Source organism: Tautonia sociabilis, assembly GCF_003977685.1.
Lineage (GTDB): Bacteria > Planctomycetota > Planctomycetia > Isosphaerales > Isosphaeraceae > Tautonia > Tautonia sociabilis.
Map to the genome: position 1 here is coordinate 26,290 of NZ_RYZH01000044.1, position 23,227 is coordinate 49,516.

General features: G+C 70.7%; 13 protein-coding genes. 6 read left to right on the forward strand and 7 right to left on the reverse strand.

Going from position 1 to position 23,227, the window contains the following annotated elements; genetic code table 11:
- Positions 1 to 48: 48 nt before the first annotated feature.
- The 3 genes from TsocGM_RS19515 to TsocGM_RS19525 form a co-directional block, all read right to left on the reverse strand.
- Positions 49 to 1,482, reverse strand: a complete 1,434-nt coding sequence (locus TsocGM_RS19515; protein ID WP_126727143.1) for a glycosyltransferase — start codon at positions 1,480 to 1,482, stop codon at positions 49 to 51.
- Positions 1,473 to 3,266 (reverse strand): glycosyltransferase, encoded by a 1,794-nt coding sequence (locus TsocGM_RS19520; RefSeq protein WP_126727144.1) that lies wholly within the window; start codon positions 3,264 to 3,266, stop codon positions 1,473 to 1,475. The genes TsocGM_RS19515 and TsocGM_RS19520 overlap by 10 nt, the downstream gene beginning before the upstream one ends.
- Before the next feature lie 231 nt (positions 3,267 to 3,497).
- On the reverse strand, positions 3,498 to 5,096 hold the full coding sequence (locus TsocGM_RS19525; protein WP_126727145.1) for a sulfotransferase: 1,599 nt from the start codon (positions 5,094 to 5,096) through the stop codon (positions 3,498 to 3,500).
- 948 nt (positions 5,097 to 6,044) lie between these two features.
- Between TsocGM_RS19525 and TsocGM_RS19535 the strand changes: the two genes are divergently transcribed.
- Entirely contained in the window at positions 6,045 to 11,165 is a 5,121-nt protein-coding gene (locus tag TsocGM_RS19535) for a hypothetical protein (protein WP_126727147.1), read from the forward strand.
- 68 nt (positions 11,166 to 11,233) lie between these two features.
- Here the strand turns inward: TsocGM_RS19535 and TsocGM_RS19540 are convergent, their stop codons facing one another.
- Entirely contained in the window at positions 11,234 to 11,689 is a 456-nt protein-coding gene (locus tag TsocGM_RS19540) for an Hsp20/alpha crystallin family protein (RefSeq protein WP_126727148.1), read from the reverse strand.
- Positions 11,690 to 12,207: 518 nt separating this feature from the next.
- Between TsocGM_RS19540 and TsocGM_RS19545 the strand changes: the two genes are divergently transcribed.
- Together TsocGM_RS19545 and TsocGM_RS19550 are read left to right on the forward strand one after the other, a co-directional pair.
- On the forward strand, positions 12,208 to 13,371 hold the full coding sequence (locus TsocGM_RS19545; RefSeq protein WP_158633637.1) for an FHA domain-containing protein: 1,164 nt from the start codon (positions 12,208 to 12,210) through the stop codon (positions 13,369 to 13,371).
- Between the two features lie 1,034 nt (positions 13,372 to 14,405).
- The gene (locus tag TsocGM_RS19550; protein ID WP_126727150.1) at positions 14,406 to 16,043 is read left to right on the forward strand and encodes a replication initiator protein A; all 1,638 of its coding nucleotides are present in this window, start codon (positions 14,406 to 14,408) and stop codon (positions 16,041 to 16,043) included.
- Between the two features lie 13 nt (positions 16,044 to 16,056).
- Here the strand turns inward: TsocGM_RS19550 and TsocGM_RS19555 are convergent, their stop codons facing one another.
- From TsocGM_RS19555 to TsocGM_RS19565, 3 genes are all read right to left on the reverse strand, one after another.
- On the reverse strand, positions 16,057 to 17,202 hold the full coding sequence (locus TsocGM_RS19555) for an acyltransferase family protein (protein WP_126727151.1): 1,146 nt from the start codon (positions 17,200 to 17,202) through the stop codon (positions 16,057 to 16,059).
- A gap of 235 nt (positions 17,203 to 17,437) precedes the next feature.
- On the reverse strand, positions 17,438 to 17,938 hold the full coding sequence (locus tag TsocGM_RS19560; RefSeq protein ID WP_126727152.1) for a hypothetical protein: 501 nt from the start codon (positions 17,936 to 17,938) through the stop codon (positions 17,438 to 17,440).
- Positions 17,939 to 18,094: 156 nt separating this feature from the next.
- Complete coding sequence (locus TsocGM_RS19565) at positions 18,095 to 18,973, reverse strand: ParA family protein (protein WP_158633638.1); 879 nt, start codon at positions 18,971 to 18,973, stop codon at positions 18,095 to 18,097.
- Positions 18,974 to 20,323: 1,350 nt separating this feature from the next.
- Here TsocGM_RS19565 and TsocGM_RS19570 point away from each other — a divergent pair.
- From TsocGM_RS19570 to TsocGM_RS19580, 3 genes are all read left to right on the forward strand, one after another.
- Entirely contained in the window at positions 20,324 to 21,544 is a 1,221-nt protein-coding gene (locus tag TsocGM_RS19570; protein ID WP_126727154.1) for a glycosyltransferase family 2 protein, read from the forward strand.
- Positions 21,545 to 21,619: 75 nt separating this feature from the next.
- Positions 21,620 to 22,591: a DUF1559 domain-containing protein gene (locus tag TsocGM_RS19575; protein ID WP_126727159.1), complete on the forward strand. Its 972-nt coding sequence runs from the start codon at positions 21,620 to 21,622 to the stop codon at positions 22,589 to 22,591.
- Positions 22,578 to 22,916, forward strand: coding sequence for a hypothetical protein (locus TsocGM_RS19580; protein WP_126727155.1), 339 nt, complete (start codon positions 22,578 to 22,580; stop codon positions 22,914 to 22,916). The genes TsocGM_RS19575 and TsocGM_RS19580 overlap by 14 nt, the downstream gene beginning before the upstream one ends.
- The last annotated feature ends 311 nt before the right edge of the window (positions 22,917 to 23,227 follow it).

Genomic DNA, 23,227 nt, shown 5'->3' on the forward strand with positions numbered 1-23,227 from the left:
GAGTCGCCCGCGGCGCTGCCCCACTCCACCGAGGGGGGCGGCGCCGGTTCAGGCGGCCAAGCGGTCCTCGCCGGCGGGGGCGGGGAGGGCGGCGGCGACCGTCCCCTCCGGGGCGGGAAGGGGTTGGTCCTTCGGGCGGAAGGCTCGGGCGATTTGGTCGCGGTACGAGGCCAGGGCGCGGCGGCCGATCCAGGGGCGGGCGGCGTCCAGCAGGGCGCGGGCGGGCCGCCGGACGAGGCGGGCGGCCCGGCGCAGGGGGTTGGCTTCGAGCCGGGCTTGGAGGGCCTCGATGGCTCTCCCCCGGGCGTCGGCCTCGGCCCAGAGGCCGGCGATCTGGGCATCCCGCCGGGCGACCTCCGACTCGAGCCAGGCCATCCGGCGGCGGGCCTCGTCGAGGGCCGCGTCTCCCCGGAAGGTCGTGCGGGCGACGCGGCGGACCAGGGAGGAGCGGTCGCAGGGAGCGAGCGACTCGATGGTGTGGAGGATCTGGTCGGCCTGGTCCTCCCAGGTGGGCCAGGCCTCGGCGGTGGCCAGGGCGCGTTCCTGGAGGGAGCGGACGAGGCCGGGGTTCTCGGCCAGCTCGAGGGCGGCCTCGGCCAGCTTCGGCCAGGAGTTCATGGGAGTGAGCCGGCAGTTGTGGCGGTCGGCCATGTACTCCTCGGCCCCCTGGACGTCCCAGGAAACGGAGGTGCCGCCGGTGGCGAACATCTCCAGCGGGGGGCCGAACATCCCCTCGGAGTTGGAGGCCTTGACCAGCACGTCGCTATCGGCGTAGACCGAGGGCATCCAGCGGTAGGGGACCTTCGCCTCGATCCGACGGCAGCGGGGCCCGACGGCGTCCGGGTCGACGATGGCGCCGACCCAGCTGTACGTCAGGCCCAGGCCCTCGAGCATCCGGACGGTCTGCACGACGTTCTTGCGGGGGTCGGTGGGGGGGCCCTCGACCAGGAAGCGGACCGGGCGTCCTCCCGGCCGGAGCGGTTCCCGAGACATTGGCCGCCAGAGCTCCTTGTCCAGGCCGCTGACGACGCAGAAGGTCTGGCGGGGCTCGGGGCTGAGGTGGCGCTCGACGTGCCGCTGCAGCCAGTGGGCGGTGGTGATCACGTTCATCCGGGCGGAGACCAGCTCGGCGAAGTCGGCCTGCTCGGGAGTGTGGGGCCCGAAGAACTGGCCCTCGACGGCCTGCATGAACCAGGCGTAGTGGTCGGCCTCCAGGTCGGCCAGCCAGGGGATGGTGGCCCACCAGGTCGCCACGGCGGCGTGGTAGCGGCGGCGGCGGGCCTCGGGCAGAGCGACGACGTGCAGCAGGCGGCAGTCCCGCTCGGGGAGGAAGGGGATCTCGGCGTCGGTTGCCGAGGCGGGCAGGATCAGCTCGACGCGGTAGCCGGCCCGGGCCAGGATGGCGCCCCAGTTGAGGACGATGTTGATGCCGCCGGAGATGCCGAGCACCGGCAGGGCAATGCCGATCCGCTTCACAGCCATTGGGTCTGCCCCCGGTCATTTGCCAGTGCGACGGCCTCGATGATCCGATCGTCCTCGCCGACGGCCAGCTCGTTATTGCCTGGGTGCAGGGCGATGTTGACGATCCCCTCGTGCATCTCGGCTCGGGCGCCGGCCAGGGCCATCCGCCACCAAAGGTGGAGGTCCTCACCGTAGCTCAGGCGGTGGTCGATCCCCCCGGAGCGATCGAAGAGGGCCCGGGGGAAGCAGACCCCGGAGTTGCACAGGAAGTTGCCGAGGCTGCGCAGGGCGCCGGCCATCTCCCGGGCCTCGACAGTCCCCGGTCCGGCCAGCGGGGTGTCCCAGGGGAAGCCGTCCCGCATCGAGCGGCCGAAGTCGCGGAAGACCTTTTTGGGGTAGTAGATCGTGTCCGATCGCCAGCCGCCGGCGGCGGCGGCGATGAAGCGGAAGAAGTGGGGGTCGAGCCAGTCATCGGAGTCGAGCACGCAGACCAGCTCGCCGGCGGAGGCGCGGATGCCGACGTCCCGGGGGATGGTGGCGGAGCCGCACGCGCGGGGCATCTCGATAATCCGGGTGCGGATCCGGCGGACGATCAGGTGCCCCTCGGCGGCCCGCAGCGCCTCGAGCGTCTCTGGAGGGCTGCCGTTGCTGACGAAGAGGACCTCGATCCAGGGGTAGTCCTGGTCGAAGATCGAGGCGGCCAGGCGAAGCAGCTCGGTCGTCCGGTCGTAGACGGGGACGACGATGCTGACCATCGGCTCGGCCCCGGCGACCGGGCGGGGGGCCGCCTCCGGAGCGTCGGCGAGGCGGCCGAGCCATCGAGCCAGCAGGGCCGGCGCGTCGGCCTCCTCCCCCCGGTGCAAGTAGAGGTCGCCCCGAGCGAGGGCGTGGGGATCAACCCGGAGGAACCGTCCGCCCCGGAAGAGGAAGGCGGGCCGGCCGGGGCGATGCCGGGTCAGCAGGGCGATCGGCTCGTTGCCGAGGAGGAACGAGGGGGCGTCGTCGGGCTGCGACGGCGGCGGGTCGACGACCTCGGCCTGGGGCACGCCGGCCAGGGCCTCCCGGGCGAGGCGGGAGAAGTCGGCGTCGGCCCGGGAGGAGAGGGTGATCCGCAGGCCTCGGCCCGCCGAGGAGAGCCGGCGGAGGGCCTCCAGGAAGGCCGGGGCCTCTTCGTCGTCGTCGAGGAAGACCGGGACGACCTCGGGGGTGGCCCGGACGACCTCGGCCTCGGCGGCCGGTTCGAGGGGGCAGCCGACGCCGCCGGCCTCGAAGACGATGCGGCGGGCCTCGGTCCGGAAGCCGCAGGGGTCGGCGGCGACCCGTCGGCTGGGACAGACGGCGGCGACCTCGTCGTTGAGCGACCGGGAGCCGAGCACCAGGGCGCCGTCACTCTCGGCGACGGCCTCGGCGGAGAACGGCCGAACGTCGGCGAACAGCCGGGGGGCGTCGGGGCTGTCGCTGAGGACCCGGACGTTGTACTGGCCGACGGCCGAGGCCAGCACCTCGAGCGCGACGGCGAGATCCCGGCGGTGGGACAGGCGGTCGGGCGAGAAGTCGCGGGGGAGGACCAGGGCGAGGGTCGGCCGCCATCGGTAGCCGGCGCGGGGGTCGGTGTCGGCCGAGAGCCGACGGGCGGCCTGCCGGTCGTGGAAGGCATCGAGCAGCTCGGCCCAGAGGGCGCGAGCCTCGTCGGTCGGCGTCGCCAGGGTCGGCACGCCCGGCCCGTCGGCCGGCGGGTCGCCCGCCGGTCCCCGCCCCAGGGCCGATCGCCCGGGGCCGATCGCCACCGATGTCAGGTCGTCCACGGGGCGGATCCTCCTGATCGTCGAGCCCACTGGCCTCGCTGTCCCATCCGAGGCGCGAGGCATAACCGAACATTGATATCGACTCGCGATGCGCGGCAACATACTTCATCGATCCGGAGCGGACAATCTCAATCCGCGCCGGCTGGGGCCGGCGGGCCGGCCGGGATGGCGGCCGGTCGTCGGTCCCGGAGGGGATCCCGCCCCTCCGACGAGGGAAGGGACGGCCAGGGATCATTGATCGGGGCGACCGTTGATGAGCCGTCGCCGCAGCCCCCGGGCAACGACGTGGGGGGCATGGATGATGCTGGCCCCGGCCCGACGGGCCATCGGGCCGACCGCCCGGATCGGCCCGGTGTAGCGCCAGAAGCGGGAGCCGGTCAGCTCGGCCAGCGCCGCCTCAACCCGCTGCCTCTCGGACTCGGCTCCGAGGTAAGCCCGCACGGCCTCGGCGTGGGCGGCCCGGGCGGCCTCCATCTGCTCGGCGAGGATCCGGTAGACGGCCTCCCGGTCGGCTCGGGCGGCGTCGCGCTCGGCCTCGACGCGGCGCAGGTCGTCGGACCGCTCCGACAGCCGGCCGGCGAGCTCCAGGCGCTCGGCCTCGATCCGGTCCCGATCGGCCTCGATCCGGTCCCGGTCGGTCCGGAGTCGGTCTCGGTCGGCCTCGGCGGTGAGCAGCAAGGCCTCCAGGCGTCCCCGATCGGAGGCCGTCTTCTCGAGCTCGGCCCGGAGCCGGTCCCGGTCGGCCTCGGCCTCCTGGAGGTCGGCCTCCATCCGGAGCCGCTCCCGGGCCATCTGGTCTTGCTGGTCGGCGATCGTGCGGCGGGCCTGTTCGAGCTCGACGGCCAGCGACTCGGCCCGGCCGAGGGCCTCGGCCTCGGCTCGGGCCTTCTCGTCGGCGAGGGTCCGGGCCGACTGCTCGGCGGCCTGGAGGCCAGCCTCGGCCCGCTCGAGCCGGGCGCGGGCGTCGGCGACGACGGGGCCGTAGGCCAGGTCGGCCTGCCGGATCCGCCCCCGGATCCGATCGAGCGTCTCGCCGGGAGCCCGGGCGTCGCCGGCGGCCGCCCGGATCAGGGCCCCGTAGGCGGACTTGACCCAGCCGACGATCTGGGAGTGGCTCCGAAACTCCTCCCGGGTGAATCGGTTGTGCCGGTGGGCATCCGAGAGGAACGCCTCGATCTCGACAGCCGATCGGTGCGACGAATGCGGCCAGGACAGGCCGATCCCCTCGGCGATGCGGTCGGTGACCCGCTTCCAGTCGACGAGCAGTTGATCGTACTCGACGAAGGCCCGGGGGTGCCCCCTGGAGTCGCGCTCGGCGTCGAGGACGTGGCGCAGCCAGAGCAGGGCGGACTTGGCGATCGGAAAGCCGTCTCGCCGCTTCAGCGAGGCGGCGACCTCCAGCGGGTTGCGGACGGGGATCACGAAGTGGGGCCGGGCCGACGCCCGATCCAGGACCCGAAGCCAGAGCGGCAGGAACCGGCAGATCCTCGGATCCTTCAGGACGATCAGCGGGGCGTCCCGGTAGTTCTCGAGGACCCGATCGACGAGCCGGTCGACATACCGGTCGGCCTCCTGGGTGTCGAACCAGGCCCGGGGGAATTCAGTGACGTCGTCCCAGCTCGAGCCGACCGACCGGAGCAGCTCGTCGTGGATCTCGACGATCTCGATCGGCTCCCAGAAGCCGGTCTCGTTGTTGCCCGGCTGGGGCTGCATCAGGCGACCGGGCAGCTCGGCCCCGAGGAGGCTGAGCACCCGGGTCAGGGCCGAGGTCCCCGAGCGATGCATGCCGAGCACGAGGAGGGCGTCCCTCGTCGATCCGTCGGAGCTCATCTGCGCGCCTCCAGCGACGCGGCCGGGTATCGGGGCGGTCGGCCCGCCGGGACCGGGAACGACGACCAAACCGGAGGGATGTCGACTCCCGCGTCCCCCTCGCGCGAGCGCGACCCGGCCGCCCCCCGGCGCTTCCTCGGGCCAGGCGATCGACATGGCCCGAGCAGGCGACGGGCGGACTCTAGCAGAGATGCCGGGGCGGTCAACAGGAATCGACATCGAGGGCCCAGGCCCCTGGGCCCTCGGTAAAGTGTGCCTCCCGACCGTCGTCGGCCGATGACGGCCGGGGGGGATGGTCGGGGCCGGAATACCCATCGATCCCGCCGGACGAATTCCAGGACGAGGCGCACCTCTCCTCCCGTCGCCGGGGAGGGCGCCGAGGCTGGCCCCCAGGAGCGATCCGGGAAACAATGGACCATCACAACAGGGGCGACGTCCCCGGAGCATCGGACGCGCGGACAACCATCGCGGCCCGAACCCTCGGAAGATATTGTGACCAGAGCGCCCCGCGCCGGAGATGATTACGTCGGGGGGGGCGATCCCCCAGCAAGGCCGGCCGCCTCTCGCGGCGAGCCCGGCGGGCCTCGCCCGCCGAGGGACCACCGAGCCCGGATCCGATCGACGACGACCGTCGAGCCCGAGGAGCCGGGCGGGCCATCCGCAGCCCTCCCCCGAGGAGACGACGCCCGCCCCCGCCCCGGCTGGTCGGGATCGCTCGCGACCCTGGTCCTCGCGGCGGCCTCAAGCTGGCTGCTGGCCTCGACCGGCTGCGCCGACCGGGCCGCGCCCAGGCCCGGAGGATCGGCGGCGCCGACGACGGCGGCCGACAACGGCGGGCCCCTCGACGATGAGGAGGTCGCCCGGGCCGTCGCCTCCCGACCGCCAGGTGGTCTCCCCGACGTCGGGGAGACCGCGGCCGGCCCCGCATCCCTCCGATCGGGGCGACTGATGAGTTCTCCCGTCCCAGCTTCCTTGACGACCCCCCTGCTCCGGCTCGACCCGAACCTCGGCCCGGCCCCGCCCTCGGGCCCGCTCGTCCATCGCGGGGCGGTCCGGGCCTGGGCCGACCTGGAAGGGGGCGCCGCCTTCCTCGCGTCGGAGGGCGGCTTCTCGTGGCTCGGCGACTGCCGACGGGTCCGAGCCGCCGGTCGAGGAGCCTCGCTCTCCCGGCCGGGTGTCGCGGCCTCCGGGCGGCCGTCCTGGACGATCGACGCCGACCTGGCCGGCCCGTTCGGTTTCCGGGCGGTGCCCCTGTACCGCGAGGCCGCCGCCGACCATAGCGCCCTCGAACTGCGGATCGACCCCCTGGGCCACCCCGAGGTGGCGATCCAGACCCCCGGCCAGCCCGAGGCCGTCGCCCGCTGCCCGCGTTCCCTCGCGCCGCGATGGCCAATCACCTCCTGGGCCGACCTCGGCACCGTCTGGACCCGGGGCGGCACCGGCTTCACGACCGATGACGACGGCGACGGCAATGGGCTCCGTGATTACTACCATCGCTCGTATCGGATCAACCTCGCGTCGCTCGACCCGGAAACCCTCCAGCCGGCCCCGGGAGGCACGCTGAAGCATCCGTTCGTCCCCGGGGACGAGGTCCTCCTCGGCGGCTTCGGGTTTATCGACGGGCATCACGTCGTCTCTGACACCACACCGGATTCGATCTATATTGTCGTCACGACCCCGACTGGGGCGACGAACACCGAGAACACCCAGGCCAACCCGACCACAATCGGCGCTCGGTCGATGAGCGCGGGCTCCGGCTCGGACCTGACGGCGGCACTGTCGCGCCGCTTCGAGTCGGAGTGGTCCGGCGGGGACTGGACCCTCTCCGGCTGGTTCCGGCAGGACTCAACCGGCATCGATGGCGCCGGCATTCTCTGCGCCTCGCCGATCGGGGATGCTCGTGCCACGGGAACCCGCGTGGAATTGGTTTATCAGTCGGGCTACGTCGTCGCCCGGATCCCCGGAACAGCGCTGGAGGTGGAGGTCGGCCCAGCGATCCAGGGCCAGTGGCATCACTACACCTTGGTCCACAAGAGCGCGGCCCAAACCCTGACCCCGTACTTCGACGGAGAGCCCTACGATCTCCGCTCTGATGTCTCCACGTCCACCGAGCCTGCGCTCCGGCTGGGGGACACCCCTTGGATTCTCGCCGCTCGGGTCACGCCCGACCGGCTCGATATCGATCAGGTCCTCTACGCGAGCGGGACCGACGTGCGGCTCCGCTGGGTGGCGGCGGCCCAACAGTACCGGCTCGATGTCAACGACGGCATCGCCGCGACCGACGGGAGCACGGTCAATATCAACGGCAGCTTCGAGTCGCCCGTTCTTCCGACCAATACATTCAAGTACCTTGGCACGAACGAGAATTGGGGCGGCTGGGTGCGTAGTGCCGCGAATGTGGCGATCTCCAATGGAGTGAACGCCTTCACCACCAGCACTGTCTATAGCCAGTTGGACGGACAGCAGTGCTTGATCCTTCAGAATCTCGGATCAGTCTACCGCGACTTCGAGGCGCCCGACCCGGCGAACTACACGTTCCAGTTCTGGACGATCCGCCGGGGTAATTTCAACCAGACGCTCAAGGTCTTTCTCGACGGTGTCCAACTCGGTGCCGACATCACGGTCACATCCACCGCTGCGACGATCACGCGCACCTTCTCCGTACCGGCCGGGACGCATCGGATCGAGATCAAAGGCATGGTGGCCGACCAGCCAACCTCCGCCTACATTGATCGGGTTGTGCTCACAAGAAACTCGGTGGCGGGGACCATCCGCAGCGTTTCGGCCGCGCCGGCCGGGGGGCAGGCCAACGGTGTTTCGCATGATGTGATCGCCGCTTACGATCCGGTGACGGAGGAGATCAGCCTTCGGATCGACGGCGGGGCTCCCGTCACGACGGGAGGCGTGACGGCGGTGGCCCAGACGGCGACGTCCGTCGGGATCGGGTGCAACCATGACGGTTCTTCTTCCTTCTGGGGCGCCCTCGATCCGATCGCATTGCACCGATCCCCCCCGAACTGGTCGACGGCGCTGGCCGCCGTGACGGCCGAGTTCGATGGAGCCGGGCCGGGTCCGACCTACGCCGGTCTCGGTGGCTCCTACGCGGCCGACACCGGGCTCGTCGCCTGGTATGAGGGGACGCCCGGATCGACCCGAGTCGACTCCCACTCCGGCGGGTACGACCTGACGAACACGACCATAAGGATCGGCGGTCCGCTCGATCTGTCCGGGTCGTCGGGGGCCGCCTCGGTCTGGAGCGGGATCGGGATCGGCTTCAATCAGGCGCATACCGCCCGGTTCGGCTGCTCGTTCGACGGGATCGGGTTGTGGCTGGGCCGGGCGCTGGCGGGGCCGGATGTTGCCGCCCTGTTCGGCGAGGGTCCGGCCTGGGCGGGCCTTTCTTCCGGCTCCCGATCGGGGATCTGGTCCTTCTATAACTGCGACGAGCGGGGCGGGGACCTGCTCGACGCGAGCGGGAACGGTCGGGACCTCATCAACGTCTCGGGCGCCTTCCCGGCGGTCGCGGGCGTCCCGGGCTTTGAGATCGCCTTCTCGGCCGCGCCGGACACACCGATGGTACGGATGCTCGGTCGGCGCCAGATGTCGGTGAACCCCGTCTTCGCGGTCGCCGACGACCAGGACAGCCGCGGCGGCTGGGAGTGGCACCGCTACAACCTCTCGGTCGTCCGAGATGGGACCGTCGTCCGGTTCTACCGCAATGGCGAGGCGCTGGGAACCGCGACGATCGACGCGGCAAGGCTCGGTCCGTCCTCGGGGACGACGACAATCCTCCAGGGGTCCGACCGGCTGCTCGCGACGCGTTGCGATCTCTTTAGCGTGTCGGTCGAGGACGGGGCCCGCGACGACGCGACGGCACTCGACGAGAACCGCCGGCGCTGCTTCTTGCCGACGAAGACGCGGGGCCCAGGACCGCTGGGCGTGCAGTTCCTGGCGACGTGGTACCTCGGAGGTGTCCAACGGTCGGAACTGGCCCATTGCCGCATCCAGTGGGAGTTCTACCGAGCCGGCACTCGGCAGCCGCACGACGACCGGACCCTGACGACCGGACAGGGCTACTGCTTCCCGACCGGATTCTTTTGCTCGCAGGTCTTCCGCGATCCGGGAGAGTATGACTGTTACGTCACGATCGCCCGGCCGCCGCACGACCGGTCTGGAGCCCGCCAGGCGCCCCAGGTTCTCTGGTCGGGGAAGTTCGCGACAATCACCGTCGAGGAGTGGCCGGCACAAACAACCGACATCTATGTCGACACGAGCCTGCCAACGAGCGGCGACGGATCGATTGGCAGCCCGCTCAACAGCGTCGACGCGGCGATCGCCCGCTGGGTGTCGCCGTACACGCGCATTTTCCTGAAGGCGGGCACGTCATTCACCAAGCCCGCCGTGATCTCCGGCAAGCACGGGCCGGCCCTCATCACTCGATACGGGGACGGGCCCTCACCCCGGCTTCGGGCCAATGTCCCGGGCCTCTCTTTCAATCTGGAGTTGAACGGAGTCCACGACCTCCGGATCACCGACCTGACGGTTCGGCCCGACGATGGCTATTACGGCTCGTTCCTAAAGCCGACGGACGCCTCCTCGCTCACGGTGCTCCGCTGCAATCAGCAACCGAGCGACATCGGTTGGGGAGCGTACGCGCAGTTCTATCAGGGAGTGACGGCGGTCATTATCGACGACCACACATTCGATGCGGACGTCTACGGATTCTACATGGACATGCCGGGGATCCGTTGGTTCAGCAGCACTCGGGCCGACTGGTCCGGGAAGTGGCATGGGCCAAACGGGTCGAATGATTCGATCTATCATATCTATCGAACCATGGGAGGCGACTGCCTCGAGATCCGCGGTTTGAGCAATTCGATGCCGCCGACCTCGGTACCGGGCATCATCGGGGACGTGACGATCCGGTACACGCACCACTGGACGTCAGTGACCGACAGCGATTTCTCGAGGCTCGTCCAGATCCAGGCATACGCCAAGGCCACGAACAGACACGCCGAGTACGGGACGCACGGCGTGCTGGTGGAGCGGTGCGACCTCGTCGCCTTGTACCTCCAGGGAACGGACGACGCGAGCGTTCGGGACTGCACGATCGGCCGGACGAGCGCATCTGAAGAAACGATTGTCTACATCGTCGATTATGAGAACGTTCGGCTTCACCGGGTTCTCGACGTCCGCTATCACGACATCCGGATCCCCCAGGCGAAGCTGTATCGGACGGACTCCATCTTCACGGATACCGGCAATGTCGTTCCGCTGGTCTTCAAGGATCGGACGATCGAGACCGTGGACGGTACGGCGACGGCGCCGGCGTCGATCGAGGCGGTCGTCGATGGCGGCGGGGCGGCGCTGCTGACGGCGTCGGGGCCGCCGCGGGGGGATCGGCCGCTGTACCTGGCGCATCGCTGGGCGGCCCGGAGGGCCGGGACGGAGGCGGCCTTCACGCCGATCGCCGGCCAGGTTGGGTCGGCGGCGGTCTTCCGGCCGACGACGTCGGGAGACTACGAGTTCCGGCTCGACGCGATCGATGTCTTCTCGGGGTCGATGACGATCGGCGGCGGCACCGCGACTGCGACGATCTCGGCGCCGCCCGTTGGTCCTGGCTACACACTGCGGGGTCCGGACCCGGCAACCGGCCTGGCCGGTCAGCCCTCGGGCCCCTTTGTGGTCGAGTGGGCCGGGGGGGAGCCGCCGAGTGCTCCCGTCGTCGTTACCCCGAGCAGCGACAGCCCGGGGACGTTCGACCCGCCTCAGGTTTCCCTGTCGGGAGGCTCCCTGTCGGCCGAGTTCCGCTTCATCCCCGACGGGGCCGGCACCCGGATGATCTCGACCTCCAACGACGCCGGACTCCCCGACCCGGCCCCCCTGCCCTACACCGCGACGATCCCCGTCACCCCCTCTCCCGGGGAAATTCCCTCACCGACCATGCGGGAGATGGAACCCGAGCCGGTCGCCCCGGGAGGGGAGATCCAGAAGCCCCTGGCGGGCCGGCCGGCACCGGCGATGGGCCGGCACCAGCTGTCCTGGTTCCGGCCTAACAGGCTAAATTAAACAAAGTCGGGGCCCCCCGAGGAACTCGGGGGGCCCCGACTTCGGGGCCGGCCACCCTGCCGGATGGCTCACTTGGAAGACGCCGAGGCGACCTTGATCTGCTTGGGCCGGGCCGACTCGGCCTTGGGGAGCGTGAGGGTCAGCACCCCGTTCTCATGCTCGGCCGAGGCGCGGTCGGCATCGACCGGCACCGAGAGGGTCACCGTCCGGCGGAAGACACCATGGCGGCGCTCCCGGAGGTGCCAGGTTTCCCCCTGCCGCTCCTCCTGGGACTTGGTTTCCCCCTGGATCGTCAGGGTGTCGCCGTGCACGGAAATCTGAACGTCCTCGGGCTTGATTCCCGGCAGAGACGCTCGGACCACGAAGGCCTCGGCCGTCTCGGAGATGTCCAGCGGCATGGGCAGCGCCGCGGCCTCTCCTCGACTCAGGCTGTCCGGACGCACGAAACTCTCCTGCAAGAGGGTGTTGAAGGCGTCTCGGAGGCTCACCATCTCCCGGAAGGGATCCCAGCGTTCGATTGCCATCGTCGTCTCTCCCCGAGCGGTTCGGCGCGCACCCCGGACGCCTGCCCAGGGGGGCCGTCGCTCGATCGCAACACAATCGGAGATCCGGACGCCCGGGCCGGCCCGCTGCCTCGCCCGTTCCGATCCGTCCGGATCGTTGCGTTGCTAAGACAAGCAACGTCCGTACCAGACCCAAACCATTCAACCTAATGTGAACCAAATGAACGAATTACGAGATCCGTCCCGCGAAACGGAACCCCCGGCTCATGCCAGAATGGCACCGTCCGGCCGAGCCGGTCGCGTGAGGGGCGGGCCGGGATGCCATTCTGGCATGAGCCCTCGTCCTTGACAGCGGTTGCCGCATCGCAGCTAACATGCTTTCGGTGAGAGGGGGGCGGGCCCGCTCCGCCCGAGCGACCGATCTCCGAGCCCGACCGCCAAGGAGAACCGCCATCGTCCCGGACGCCGGCCGACCCGACCCGATTCGCCTTCCCGGGGCGTCGCCGACGCTCTGGGCCGAGGGCCGGATCCGCCTGCGGTTGATCGACCCCCAGGGTGACCGCACGCTGGTGATTGTCGACCGGCCGTATGCGACGATCGGCCGCGTCGCGACGGCCGACGTGCCGGTCCCGAGCCCCTCGGCGGCGGTGAGGCACGTCTATCTGCACCTGGACCGCCGGGGGGCCTTCGCCGTCGACCTGGTCAGCCGGACCGGGACGCGGTTTGACGACGCTCCGGAGGGGGCCCGGGCGTGCTGGCTGCGGCCGGGGAGGGGCCTGGAGCTGGCCGGCCACCGCGTTGAGCTGATCGAGGCCGATCCGGTCGACGGCCCGGGAGACCGGCTCCCAGGGGCCAACCCGCTGGCCGAGGCCGACGGCCTGCCGCCGCTGGACCTGCTAGCCGAGGGGGACCCCGATCGGCCGCTGACGCTGCTCTCCGAGCTGTCGTTCCTCGGCAGGAGCCCGAGGTGCGCCATCCAGGCCGACGGCGACGGCGTGGCCCGCGTCCATGCGGTCGTCGTACGATCGGCGAGGGGAATCTTCCTGGTGAACCTGGGAGGACCCGCCCTGACGGTCAACGACCGGCCGGCCTCCCCCGCCGGGCCGATCCGGGACGGCGACCGCATCGCGCTCGGCCGCTCCCGGTTCGAGGCCCGGCTCCGGGCCGATCTCCGGCCGGCCTCCCCGTCGCCGACACCCTCGCTGGGCCGGATCTCCCCGACAACCGCCCTGGCCGCCGCGCGCCCCCCCGAGGGGGATGAGGGGGCCGTATCCCGGGCCCTCCGGGCGGTCCAGAACGGCCAGGAGGAGCTGCTCCGGTCCAACGAGCAGTTCCAGCGGGCCCTCGTCTCGGTCGTCCGCCGCCTCTACGAGGAGCAGGCGGCGCTGTTCGACCGGCACCTGGAGCGGCTCGACCGACTCCAGGCGGAGGTGGCCGAGCTCCGGGAAGAGCTCCGGCGCCGGCTCCCCCCTGGGGCCGCCCTGCCCCCCTCTCGACGACCGCCGGGGCCCCCGGATCCCCCCCCGATCGCGCCGAAGACCCCCCCCGGGACCGACTCGCCGACCGAGCCAGGCCGGGCGACGACCTGGCTGCTCGACCGGCTGGGAGAGCTGGAAGACCAGCTCGATCGCGAGGCCCGATCCGGCTGGCGCGACCTCTTCTCCCGGCTCGGGCCCGCATCCCGGCCCCCCGGGAGGCCCTGACCCCCTCAGATCGCGGGCTTCCAAAACGCTCCAGGAAGAGCCGACTCGTCCGGACGGCCAAGATGTCGACCCCGGCCTCGAAGTCGCGCCAGGGGGCATCCTGGGCCGTTTGGCGCGGCCTCCCGAGCCGTCCCCCGCCGGAGATCGGCCGTCGGAGGCCGTCGGACGCGCCGGAACCTCGCCGCCGTACCGATTAACCGAGCACCCTGGCCTAGGGAGCCCCCCCTCGCCGTCGGACGCCCGCCGTACCGATTAACCGAGCACCCTGGGACGGGCCGCCGCCATCGCCCCTGAACGCACGTCACTGACGATTCACCGGACACCCTTTGGGGTCTTGAAAGTGATCGTCCGTGCACTCAATTCGCCGGACATCCTCCGGCCCCTCTGGATAGTGATCGCCCGTTCTGCCGATTCACCGGACACCCTCGCCGGATCGGCCGACCTTCCGCCCGGGCCGGGTGGTGGGCGCCCGTTCTACCGATGTACCGGACACCCTTCGGCCTCCCCCTGGAGCGTGGGCGCCTGTTCTACCGATTCACCGGACACCCTTCGGAAGCGGCCCCGGACGGATCGGGCCTACCGATTCACCGGACACCCTCGCCACCCCCCCGTCTTCCCCGGGAACACCCGCCACCACGATTCGGCGCCCATACTGGCATTCGGTTCACGAAAAAAATTGGGCGCCTTTGCCGCCAACTACTCAAAATTCCAGGCGCCATTACCGATTAACCGAGCATACTTTGCGGTCCACCTAACGATTAACCGGACACCCTTCGCCGTGCACCTAACGATTAACCGAGCATACTTTGGTCACGTAAGTCGTTTCCAGAAAACAACTTGCGTCCCCCTAGACTTTTGTTTTTAAGACTTTTGTTTTAAGAACAACAACAACGCGCGGGCGCCCGCGTATGCGCGTGCGCGCGAGGAGCGGGCCAGGCCGGAGGGGTCCGCGGTTGTGTTGCAGAATTCCCCCAAGGGGACGGGAAACCGACCCGTCCGGGGGGTTCTGGGGACGATCGCCAGGCGGGGCCGACATGGCGGACAAGACCGACCGAGACCGCACCCCTTCGCTCTTCGACGACCCGGAGGAAGTCCCCCGGGCCGACGAGGCCCCGGAGGACCCCTCGGCCGAGCCGGCGTTCAAGGACGAGCTGAACCTGGCCGAGTTCCCGATCGCCTCGCTGGCCGACCGCGTGCCCGACGGCCAGACCACCCTGGTCTTCGAGGACAAGCTCGACCGCCGCGACGGCCCGCCGATTGTTCGCCGCCTGACGATCATGGGAACCGCCAAACATGGCCTGCCGACCTCGATGGATGACGAGGTGCTTGTGGGCTTGATTCAACTCACCAAGCGGTGGAACAACTTCACCGAGGCGAAGGTGAACTTCTCCCGCTACGAGCTGATCGAGCTGCTCGGCTGGCCCCAGACCGGCCAGAGCTACCGGCGGATCGAGGAGGCGCTGCACCGCTGGGTCGGGGTCGTCCTCTCGTATGAGAATGCGTGGTGGGACAACGCGGCGAAGAGCTGGGTGGACGAGAATTTTCACGTGCTGGACAACGTGACGATCTACGACCGAGAGCGGCGCCGGCCGTCTCGGGGGGGGGCGTCAGCGCCGTCGGCTGGAAGCCGGCGACGGGGCAAGCGGGGCAACGCGCCGCCGCCGCTGTCGAGCTTCAAGTGGAACGAGGTCATCTTCCGGAGCTTCCAGAGCGGCAATCTCAAGCAGATCGACCTGGAGTTCTACCTCCGCCTGCGGCTGCCCACAACAAAACGAGTGTTCAGATTTTTGGACAAGCGGTTCTATCGGTGTAATCGTCTGGAGTTCGACCTGCGCACGTTCGCCTGTGAGCACGTCGGCCTGAGCCGGTCGTACAAGCCGACGGAGCTGAAGCGCCGGCTGCGGCCGGCGATCGCCGAGTTGGAGCAGAATGGCTTTCTCGAGCCGATGGACGATGCGGGGCGCTACCTGCGCAAGGCCAGGGGGCACTGGCAGATTGTCTTTGTTCGGGGGCCGAGGGGTCGTTCGCCGATCGAGCCGACAGCCGAGGAACGCGCCGAGTTGGCCGAGGCGCTCGCCGCCCGAGGGGTGGCCGCTCGCACGGCGGGGGAGCTGGTCGAGCGGCACGCGCCGGAGCATCTTCGAGCGAAGCTGGCGATCTTCGACTGGATGGCCGCCCGGGATGACAAGAGGCTGACCAAGAACCCGGCCGGCTACCTGGTGGCCTCGATCCGGGAGGACTACGGCGTCCCGGAGGACTACGTCCCGCCGGCCGATGCCGAGCGGCTCGCCAGGGCCGAGGCCGCCGTCGCCGAGGAGGAGCGCCGCCGCCGGGACGCCGAGGCCGCCGAGGAACAGCGCCGTCGGGACGCCGAAGCTGCCGAGGCCGCCCGACTGGCCGGCCTGAAGGCCCGATGGGAGGCGCTGGCACCAGAGGATCGCGATGCGATTGTCGCCCAGGTGAAGGCGGCGCACCCTGGGCTCCGGCGCTGGAAGACGATGCTCGAGCCCCTCTGCCTGGCGGCGCTGGAGGCCCGCCTCGACGGCGGGACGGCACCAGGACAGCCCTCGCTCTTCCCGGCCGACAGCGGCGACGACCACGCTCCGGCTCCGGCCGCCCCGTCGCCGCGCCGGGGGCCGGGGGGGAAGGGGCGTCGGGCCGATCGGGGGTGATCGGCCGCCCTGGTCAGACGCGCAGGAAGAGGCGACGCTTGTAGAGATAATAGAGAAAGAGCCACTTGGCCAGCAGGGCCCCGGCCGCGGCGGCCACCGGGGAGAAGTCGCCGGCGACCCAGCGATCGGACAGCAGATAAAGCCCGCCGAGGAAGAAGTCGGCGAACGTGTCGAAGTCGAGGAAGCGGGGGACGACGTAGATCGTGATGGCGTTGGCGCCGACGACGGCCAGGGGGAAGGCCCATCGGCGCCACCGCAGCACGTCGATCACCGCGTAAAACGCCGACAGCAGCAGCAGGCTCCAGCCGCCGGCGACCAGGACGAAGGAGCTGGTCCAGAGGTTCTTGATGATTGGGAACCACTGGCCCCACACCCCTCCCGCCAGCAGCGCCGCCGCCCCGGCCGCCGCCAGACCGGCGGCCTTCTCCCAGGGCCCCCGACCCGACCGCAGCCAGGAACCGGCCAGCGCCCCCAGGAGCACGGTGGCGACCGCCGGGATCGTCGAGAGCAGCCCCTCGTTGTCGCCGAAGCCGTAGTAGGGCTCGAGGATCTTGCCGGGCAGGTAGTGGCGGTCGATCCAGCCGGCCAGGTTCCCCTCCCGGGAGTAGTCGCCGGCCGATCCCCCCGGCGGCGCGACGCCGGCCAGCAGGGCCCAGTAGCCCAGGAGGATCGCCGCGGTGATGGCGGCCTGCGATCGCCACGGAGCGTTCATGACGATCACCGCCGCGATCCCGTAGCAGACGGCGATTCGCTGCAGCACGCCGGCCACCCGGAGGTTGTCCCAGTCGAATCGCAGCACGCCGTTGCAGAGCAGGCCCAGCGCGAACAACAGGACCACCCGTCGGCCGACCCGGCGGTAGGCCGCCCCCCTGCCCCGCTCGGAGGCCTTGCCGAGAGAGAACGGCAGCACGGCGCCGACCAGGAAGAGGAAGAGCGGGAAGATCAGGTCGTAGAACCGGAACCCCTCCCACTCGACGTGCTCGAACTGAGAGGCGAGCTGGGCCGACCTCGGGGAGCCCGACCACTCGGCCCAGGCTCGCACCAGGCGGTCGACGCCGACGATCATGAGCATGTCGGCACCCCGGAGGGCGTCGATCGAGAGGAGGCGATCACCGGCCGGTGCCGGCCGGGCCGTCGGGGGGGCCTGTTCGTCGAGCATCGTCGTCGGTCCCGGGTCTTCGGGTCGGTTGGCGATCGGTCGATCTCGCCCGGCCGCAGAGGCCGGGCCAGCATACCCGCCCTGGCCCCGCCTCCGCCACGAGGGGACGTCGCGGGAGGGCCGGAGGAGGGGCCCCGGGTCCGGTCGTCATCGACCTCGCCCCCGATCCCCGGATCATCCTCCGGCCGACAACGCTTGACGGCGTCGGGGCGAGATCCGATCGCGCTCTCCGGGGTCAGTTCTCCGAATCGGCGTCGCCCTGTCGGCTGGAGCGGCGGTCTCGGGAGTCGTAGAGGACCATCGAGCCGACGAGGGGACGGAGCAGGTCGTTGACGACCTCGGAGCGGTCCTTGCCGACGTGGATGGCGTAGAGCCAGAGCTTCTTGTCCAGCTCCTCCTCGATGGCGAACATCCGCTGCACGCGGCGGACCTTGGCGGCCCCCCTGCCCTTCGACCTCGACCGCGACGACCCGCCGGACGATGAGCCCCCCGATCGGGGAGCCGGATCGGAGTCGGGTTCGGAGACGGGATCGGTGCGCCGGCGGTTGTCGCCGTCGCTGTCGCCGGTGCCGGTGCCGGCGGTGGCGGCGGCCGTCGGGCCGGCGGGGCCTCGGGAGGCGGTCGCCGTCTCGGCGGCGGCCATGCGGCGCTCGAACTCGGCCTCGGTCATCGCCGGCCGGACCAGGCCGGTCCGGCTCTCGGGGCCCGGGATGCCCCCGCGTCTGGTCGCGCTCATCGCTCGCCCCCTGGGGTCGCGGTCGTCGGCCGTCGGGACCGGATCGGCATCCCCTGCTCCGCCCGCGCCGGCCTCCTCAACTGCCCTTGCTTGATCCGCGGGCCGAGGGGGGGCGACCGCCCTCGCCCGGCGGCCGGCCCCCCGCTTCAACGGCCCTCACGCGGCGGCGCCGGGGGCGCCGCCCTCCTCCTCGATCGTTGCGTCGTCCTCGATGGGTGCTCGATCGCCGGATCGGCTCCGGCCGGGTCCGACCGGATGGCCGCCTCGGGCCAGGAAGGCCTCGGCGGCTTCCTGGTAGGCGCGGGCGCCGGCGCCGTAGGGGTCGTAGCGGACCAGCGGCACGCCCCGGGCGTAGGCCTCCCGGAAGCGGACCGAGGTCGGCACCGACCGCTCGAAGGCCAGCGGCCCGAAGTAGGCGCGGACCTCCGCCTCGATCTGCCGGGCGACCAGCGTGCGGTCGACCCGGGTGATCAGGACGCCGGTCAGCACCAGCGGGCCGGCATCGGTGAACTCTTGCCGCAGGGCGCCGACCTCCCGGATCAGGTCCTCCAGCGCCTTGACCCCGGCTAGGGCGGCGACGCAGGGATCGATCGGGATGACGACCTCGCCGACGGCGTAGAGGATCGCCACGTTGAGCGGCGTCTGCACCGGGCTGGTGTCGACGATCACCACGTCGTGATCGGTGACGCGCCTCAGAATGCGTCGGATCCGGAACTCCCGGCCCTGGCCGAGTCCCTGGCTGCCTCCCATCTGGTCGGAGCAGGAGCCGAGGCGGTCGCCGGGAGGGATCACGTCGAGTCCCTCGACGGCGCTGGGCCGGATCACCTCGGGGAGCTCTCGTTCTTCAAGCAGCAGGTCGGCCAGTCCCTCGCTCGGCAACCCCGAGGGGAAGAGGCCCAGCGCGGCGTTGCCCGACGGGTCGGCGTCGATCAAGAGGACCCGGCGGCCGAGGTCGGCCAGGCAGCTCGCCAGGTTGATGGCGGTGGTGCTCTTCCCGACGCCGCCCTTCGCGTTGGTCACGGCGACGCTCCGCATCGGCCGTCCCTCCCCCGATCGGCCGCTCCCCTGCCCTGCCCCGCCATCGGATCCCGACGGGAGGCGTTGGCCAGGACCGGCCATAACCGCTTGGGCCGCTTCGCGTCGCGGGCCCGCCTCGGAACCTCGGCGTCTCGGTTCCTCGATCCCAAGGAATCTCAACACCGAGACGCCACGATCTCAAGGCTCCTCGATCCCGAGGAACCTCGTCCCCCTGGCGTATCGGCCAGCGCGCGACCTTGGCTCCAATCTTCCCCAAGACCGAGTTCCCTCGCCGGCCTCGGTCCCATGCCAATCCTGTTGGCTGGGCCTCCCAAGTCGCTCGGGATCAAGGGACATCGATCGATGGGTCGACGAGCGACCTTGGCCAGAAGACCACCCTGGGAGCAAGGTCCCCGAGGCAGCCGATCACGCTGGGAACCCGGGACGTCAAGCCGCATGGGTGCCTTGGTCCCCTGGGACGCCAGTCAGCTTGGCTACTTGATCGCCCATCAGACTCGAAAACCGATCGACCTTGAAATCGAGGACGATCGCGACCAATTCCTCTTTCGGATCAAGGTGACGACGATCACTTGGTGCCAGGGTCACTCTCGTTCCTCGGCATCAATTGACCAAGGGATCATGGCCGCTGGTTCGGATTGGTCTCAAAAAGGCCTTGGCACCATGGGACCGAGGCTCCTGTGAGATCAAAAAACCGAGTTAGAGAGGATTCCAAGGGACCAAGGTGCCCGTTGCAGGTCGGTGCATTGATCCCAGGTTCTTGCCAGGATCATGGAATCCAGGGGCTCCATGCCCTGTCATGATCAAGGAGCACGATGGACCAGGGGACCAGGTCAGAAGGAGCACCAAGGTCGACAAGATTCATCGCCCGGTACAGTTCCAAGGGAATCAAGGTGTCATGGAGCTGGAGGGAGCTTGGCACACCGGCCCAATTGGATTCTGGGCGTCGCGACCAACCTGGGAACATGATCGACCCGGAATCAAGGAACCAAGGAGACACGATCTCCAAGGTTGACCAGGGCCCTGGGTTTCTTGGTCCCTTGGTGCCTTGGTCGATGGGGATCGAGCTTTCGAGGGAGCATGGCTGGCGGAGGGATGTATCCGGCTTGATCCCTCGGCGGCCCATGGTGCAAGCGGCCGAGGCGATCGAGGAGGCTGGGCGGATCGATCATGCGGATGCCTTGGTGCCTTGGTTCCTTGGCGGCGAGAGGCGGTCGGCGGCGGGAGGGGTTGATCGGGGAGGAGGAACGGGCAGGGGGGTGGGTCGACTTGGACGCCTCCGGGGCGGGGGGGTAGCATGGGGACGACCCGCGGCGACCACGCGGGGCGGCTCGAGGCCCCGAGGCGACGATGGCGAACCGGTTGAGCGTCTGCCTGCTGACCCGAAACGATGAGCGGAACCTCGATCGGCCGATCCGGTCGGTCGAGGGGGTGGCCGACGAGGTGATCGTGGCCGACACCGGGTCGACCGACCGCACGGCCGAGGTGGCCCGGGACCTGGGAGCCCGGGTGGTCCAGGTCGCCTGGGACGACGACTTCGCCGAGGGCCGCAACGCGGCGATCGCCGAGGCGTCCGGCGACTGGATTCTCTGGATCAACCCCGACGAGGCGCTGGAGCCGGGTGCCGGCCCGATGGCCCGGGCGCTGGTCGCCGGCGCCGGAGACGCCTTCGGCTTCCTCGCCCGGATCCGGCATCAGGCCCGGGCCGACCGGCCCGAGCAGTACGCCGAGTCCTGGGATCTTCGCCTCTTCCGCAAGGGGGCCGGCCTGCGGTACGTCGGCCGGCTGCACCCGAGCCTGGCGACGGGGCAGGGGGGGGAGGCCCCGGGGGATCCTCCCCGGGTCGTGCCGTCGGAGCTGGCGATCCGGAGGTGGGCCTTCCTGTCGACGCTCGACCCGGGCAAGCTGCGATGGGCCGCCCGGCTGCTTCGCCGGGAGCTGGCCGATCGCCCCGGACGGCTGCACTTCCTGATCGAATACGGGAGGACTCTGCTCCGGCTGGAGGACCCGGAGGGGCACTCGGTGATGGCCGAGGCGGTCGCCCGGGTCGCCGACGAGGCCGACGCGCCGGGGCCGCCGTCCCCCGACGCTCAGCTGGCGCTGGAGTACGTCCTGACGGCGCCGGCCGACCGATACCGGGGACTTCTCTCGAAGGCCGAGGCGGCGGCCTTGGCCCTGCGGTGGTTCCCCAACAGCCCGGGCCTGCTCTGGGCGCTGGCGGGTTCGTACTTCCACGCCCGGCAGTTCGCCGCGGCGGCGGTGCTGCTGGATCGGCTGCTGCGGCTGGGGGCCTCGGGGGAGTTCGACCGTTCGCAGCCGTTCGATCCGGGGATCGTCGGGCCGAGGGCGGCGTTGAACCTGTCGCAGTGCCTGCGGGCGACGGGACGAGCGGCCGAGGCCCGGAGACTGGTCTTGGGGCTGGTCGGCGACCCGGACGTCGGGGCCTCGGCCTCGGCGATCCTGGCCGAGCTGGATGCCTCGGGGCAGGGGGGGCCAGCGCTCCTGGGGAGGGGAAGAAGGGGGAGACCCCCGGCCGGGGCGAGTTGCCCCCGAAGCCTTGATCATGAATGATAGGTCTTGCGACCCGACCCGGATCGATCCTCGGGAATCGCCTCCCGGGGGCCTTCGAGCGCGGAGCCCGATGCCATGACCACCCCCCAAGGCGGCCGTCGCCTTCCCGGCTTCACGCTGATCGAACTGCTGGTGGTGATCGCCATCATCGGCGTGCTGGTCGGCCTGACGCTGCCGGCCTTGCAGTCGGCGAGGGAGTCGGCCCGGCGGACGCAGTGCCAGAACAACCTGAAGCAGATCGGCCTCGCCCTGCACGGCTACCACGACCGCAACGGCGTCCTGCCGCCGGGCTACCTGTCGGAGTGGGACTGGCTGCGACGCCGGGAAACCGGCCCCGGCTGGGGCTGGGCCAGCCGGATCCTGCCCGACCTGGAACAGCAGGCGCTCTACGACCGGATCCGATTCGAGGAGCCGATGCACTCGCCGGCCTTCGACACGGTGCGCCTGGCCCGGCTGGCGGTGTTCATCTGCCCGAGCGACGACATGCCCCGGACCTGGACGGCCAAGAACGGATCGGTCTGGATGCAAGGGGGGGCGATCTTCTCGGCCGAGGACCCGATCTGCGACGTGGCCGGGGCCAACTACGTCGGCGTCTTCGGGATCGGCGAACCGGGGGTGGACGGCGAGGGGGTGTTCTTCCGGGACAGCGCCATCGGCTTCCGGGACATCACCGACGGGCTGACCCACACCACCTGCGTCGGCGAGCGATCGGTGCGGCTCAACGCCGGCCGGGGGCATGCGACCTGGTCCGGGGCCGTCCCCGGGGCGCAGCTCTGGTCCTGCGCTCCCGACCCCTTCGACCCCGACGCCGGCGTCTGCCGGCGCGAGGACGGCTCGGGGATGATCCTCGGCCATACCGGCGAGGGGTTCGGCCCCGGCGACCCGATGGGGGACGTCAACCAGTTCCTCAGCCGTCACGGCCGAGGGGCGTTCTTCCTCTTCTGCGACGGCCACGTCCGGTTCCTCAAGCAGTCGATGGATTACCGCATCTACAAGGCCCTCAGCACCCGGGCCACCGGGGAGGTGATCTCCGATGACGCGTTCTAAACCCGGGGCGAGGCGCCCGGCCTTCTCCGCGGCGGCCTCGGCCGCGGCGCTGCTGCTCGCCCTGCTGCCAGCCGTCGCCGGCTGCGGCGATCGGCAGGAGGAGTCGGCCCGCATGGCCCGGCGGACGATGACCGTCGCGTCGGTGCCCGACGAGCCCCGGGCCGCCGCGGAGAAGGCCCTGCCCGGCGTCGAGTTCGAGGACGCCTGGGCCAACGTCGACGGCGAGGGCCAGCTGCACTCCTACGAGCTTCGCGGCCGGGCCGCCAACGGCCGGATCCGGGAGGTCCGCGTCTCCCCCTCGGGAGAGGTCCTGGAGAGGGAGTGACGGCGCCGCCGCTGGTGTCGCCGCCGTCGCCGAGGCCCTGGTGATCGACGGGCCGCCTCCCCCGGCAGGACGGCTCCCCGATCGGGCCGCGCGCCGATCGCCGAGCATCTCCGCCGCCTCCCCAACCGCCCCGCCCCGGGCCGGGCGGCCGTTCGCGCTCCGCGCTCTGTGGGGGAACGCAAGAAAGAATTTGACGCACCAATGCGAGCAATGTAGCATTGATGTCACCATTGAGATCCGGTATTCGGGGTCGTCCGGCGCATCCAGCCCAAGACGGTGGGTGCAACCAGTTGCGATCGCAGGGAATATGA

Bases quoted from the DNA above. Each gene is read 5' to 3' on its own strand.
- TsocGM_RS19515 (WP_126727143.1), bottom strand. From the start codon at position 1,482: ATGGCTGTGAAGCGGATCGGCATTGCCCTGCCGGTGCTCGGCATCTCC.
- TsocGM_RS19525 (WP_126727145.1), bottom strand. From the start codon at position 5,096: ATGAGCTCCGACGGATCGACGAGGGACGCCCTCCTCGTGCTCGGCATG.
- TsocGM_RS19535 (WP_126727147.1), top strand. From the start codon at position 6,045: ATGAGTTCTCCCGTCCCAGCTTCCTTGACGACCCCCCTGCTCCGGCTC.
- TsocGM_RS19540 (WP_126727148.1), bottom strand. From the start codon at position 11,689: ATGGCAATCGAACGCTGGGATCCCTTCCGGGAGATGGTGAGCCTCCGA.
- TsocGM_RS19550 (WP_126727150.1), top strand. From the start codon at position 14,406: ATGGCGGACAAGACCGACCGAGACCGCACCCCTTCGCTCTTCGACGAC.
- TsocGM_RS19555 (WP_126727151.1), bottom strand. From the start codon at position 17,202: ATGCTCGACGAACAGGCCCCCCCGACGGCCCGGCCGGCACCGGCCGGT.
- TsocGM_RS19560 (WP_126727152.1), bottom strand. From the start codon at position 17,938: ATGAGCGCGACCAGACGCGGGGGCATCCCGGGCCCCGAGAGCCGGACC.
- TsocGM_RS19565 (WP_158633638.1), bottom strand. From the start codon at position 18,973: ATGCGGAGCGTCGCCGTGACCAACGCGAAGGGCGGCGTCGGGAAGAGC.
- TsocGM_RS19570 (WP_126727154.1), top strand. From the start codon at position 20,324: ATGGCGAACCGGTTGAGCGTCTGCCTGCTGACCCGAAACGATGAGCGG.
- TsocGM_RS19575 (WP_126727159.1), top strand. From the start codon at position 21,620: ATGACCACCCCCCAAGGCGGCCGTCGCCTTCCCGGCTTCACGCTGATC.
- TsocGM_RS19580 (WP_126727155.1), top strand. From the start codon at position 22,578: ATGACGCGTTCTAAACCCGGGGCGAGGCGCCCGGCCTTCTCCGCGGCG.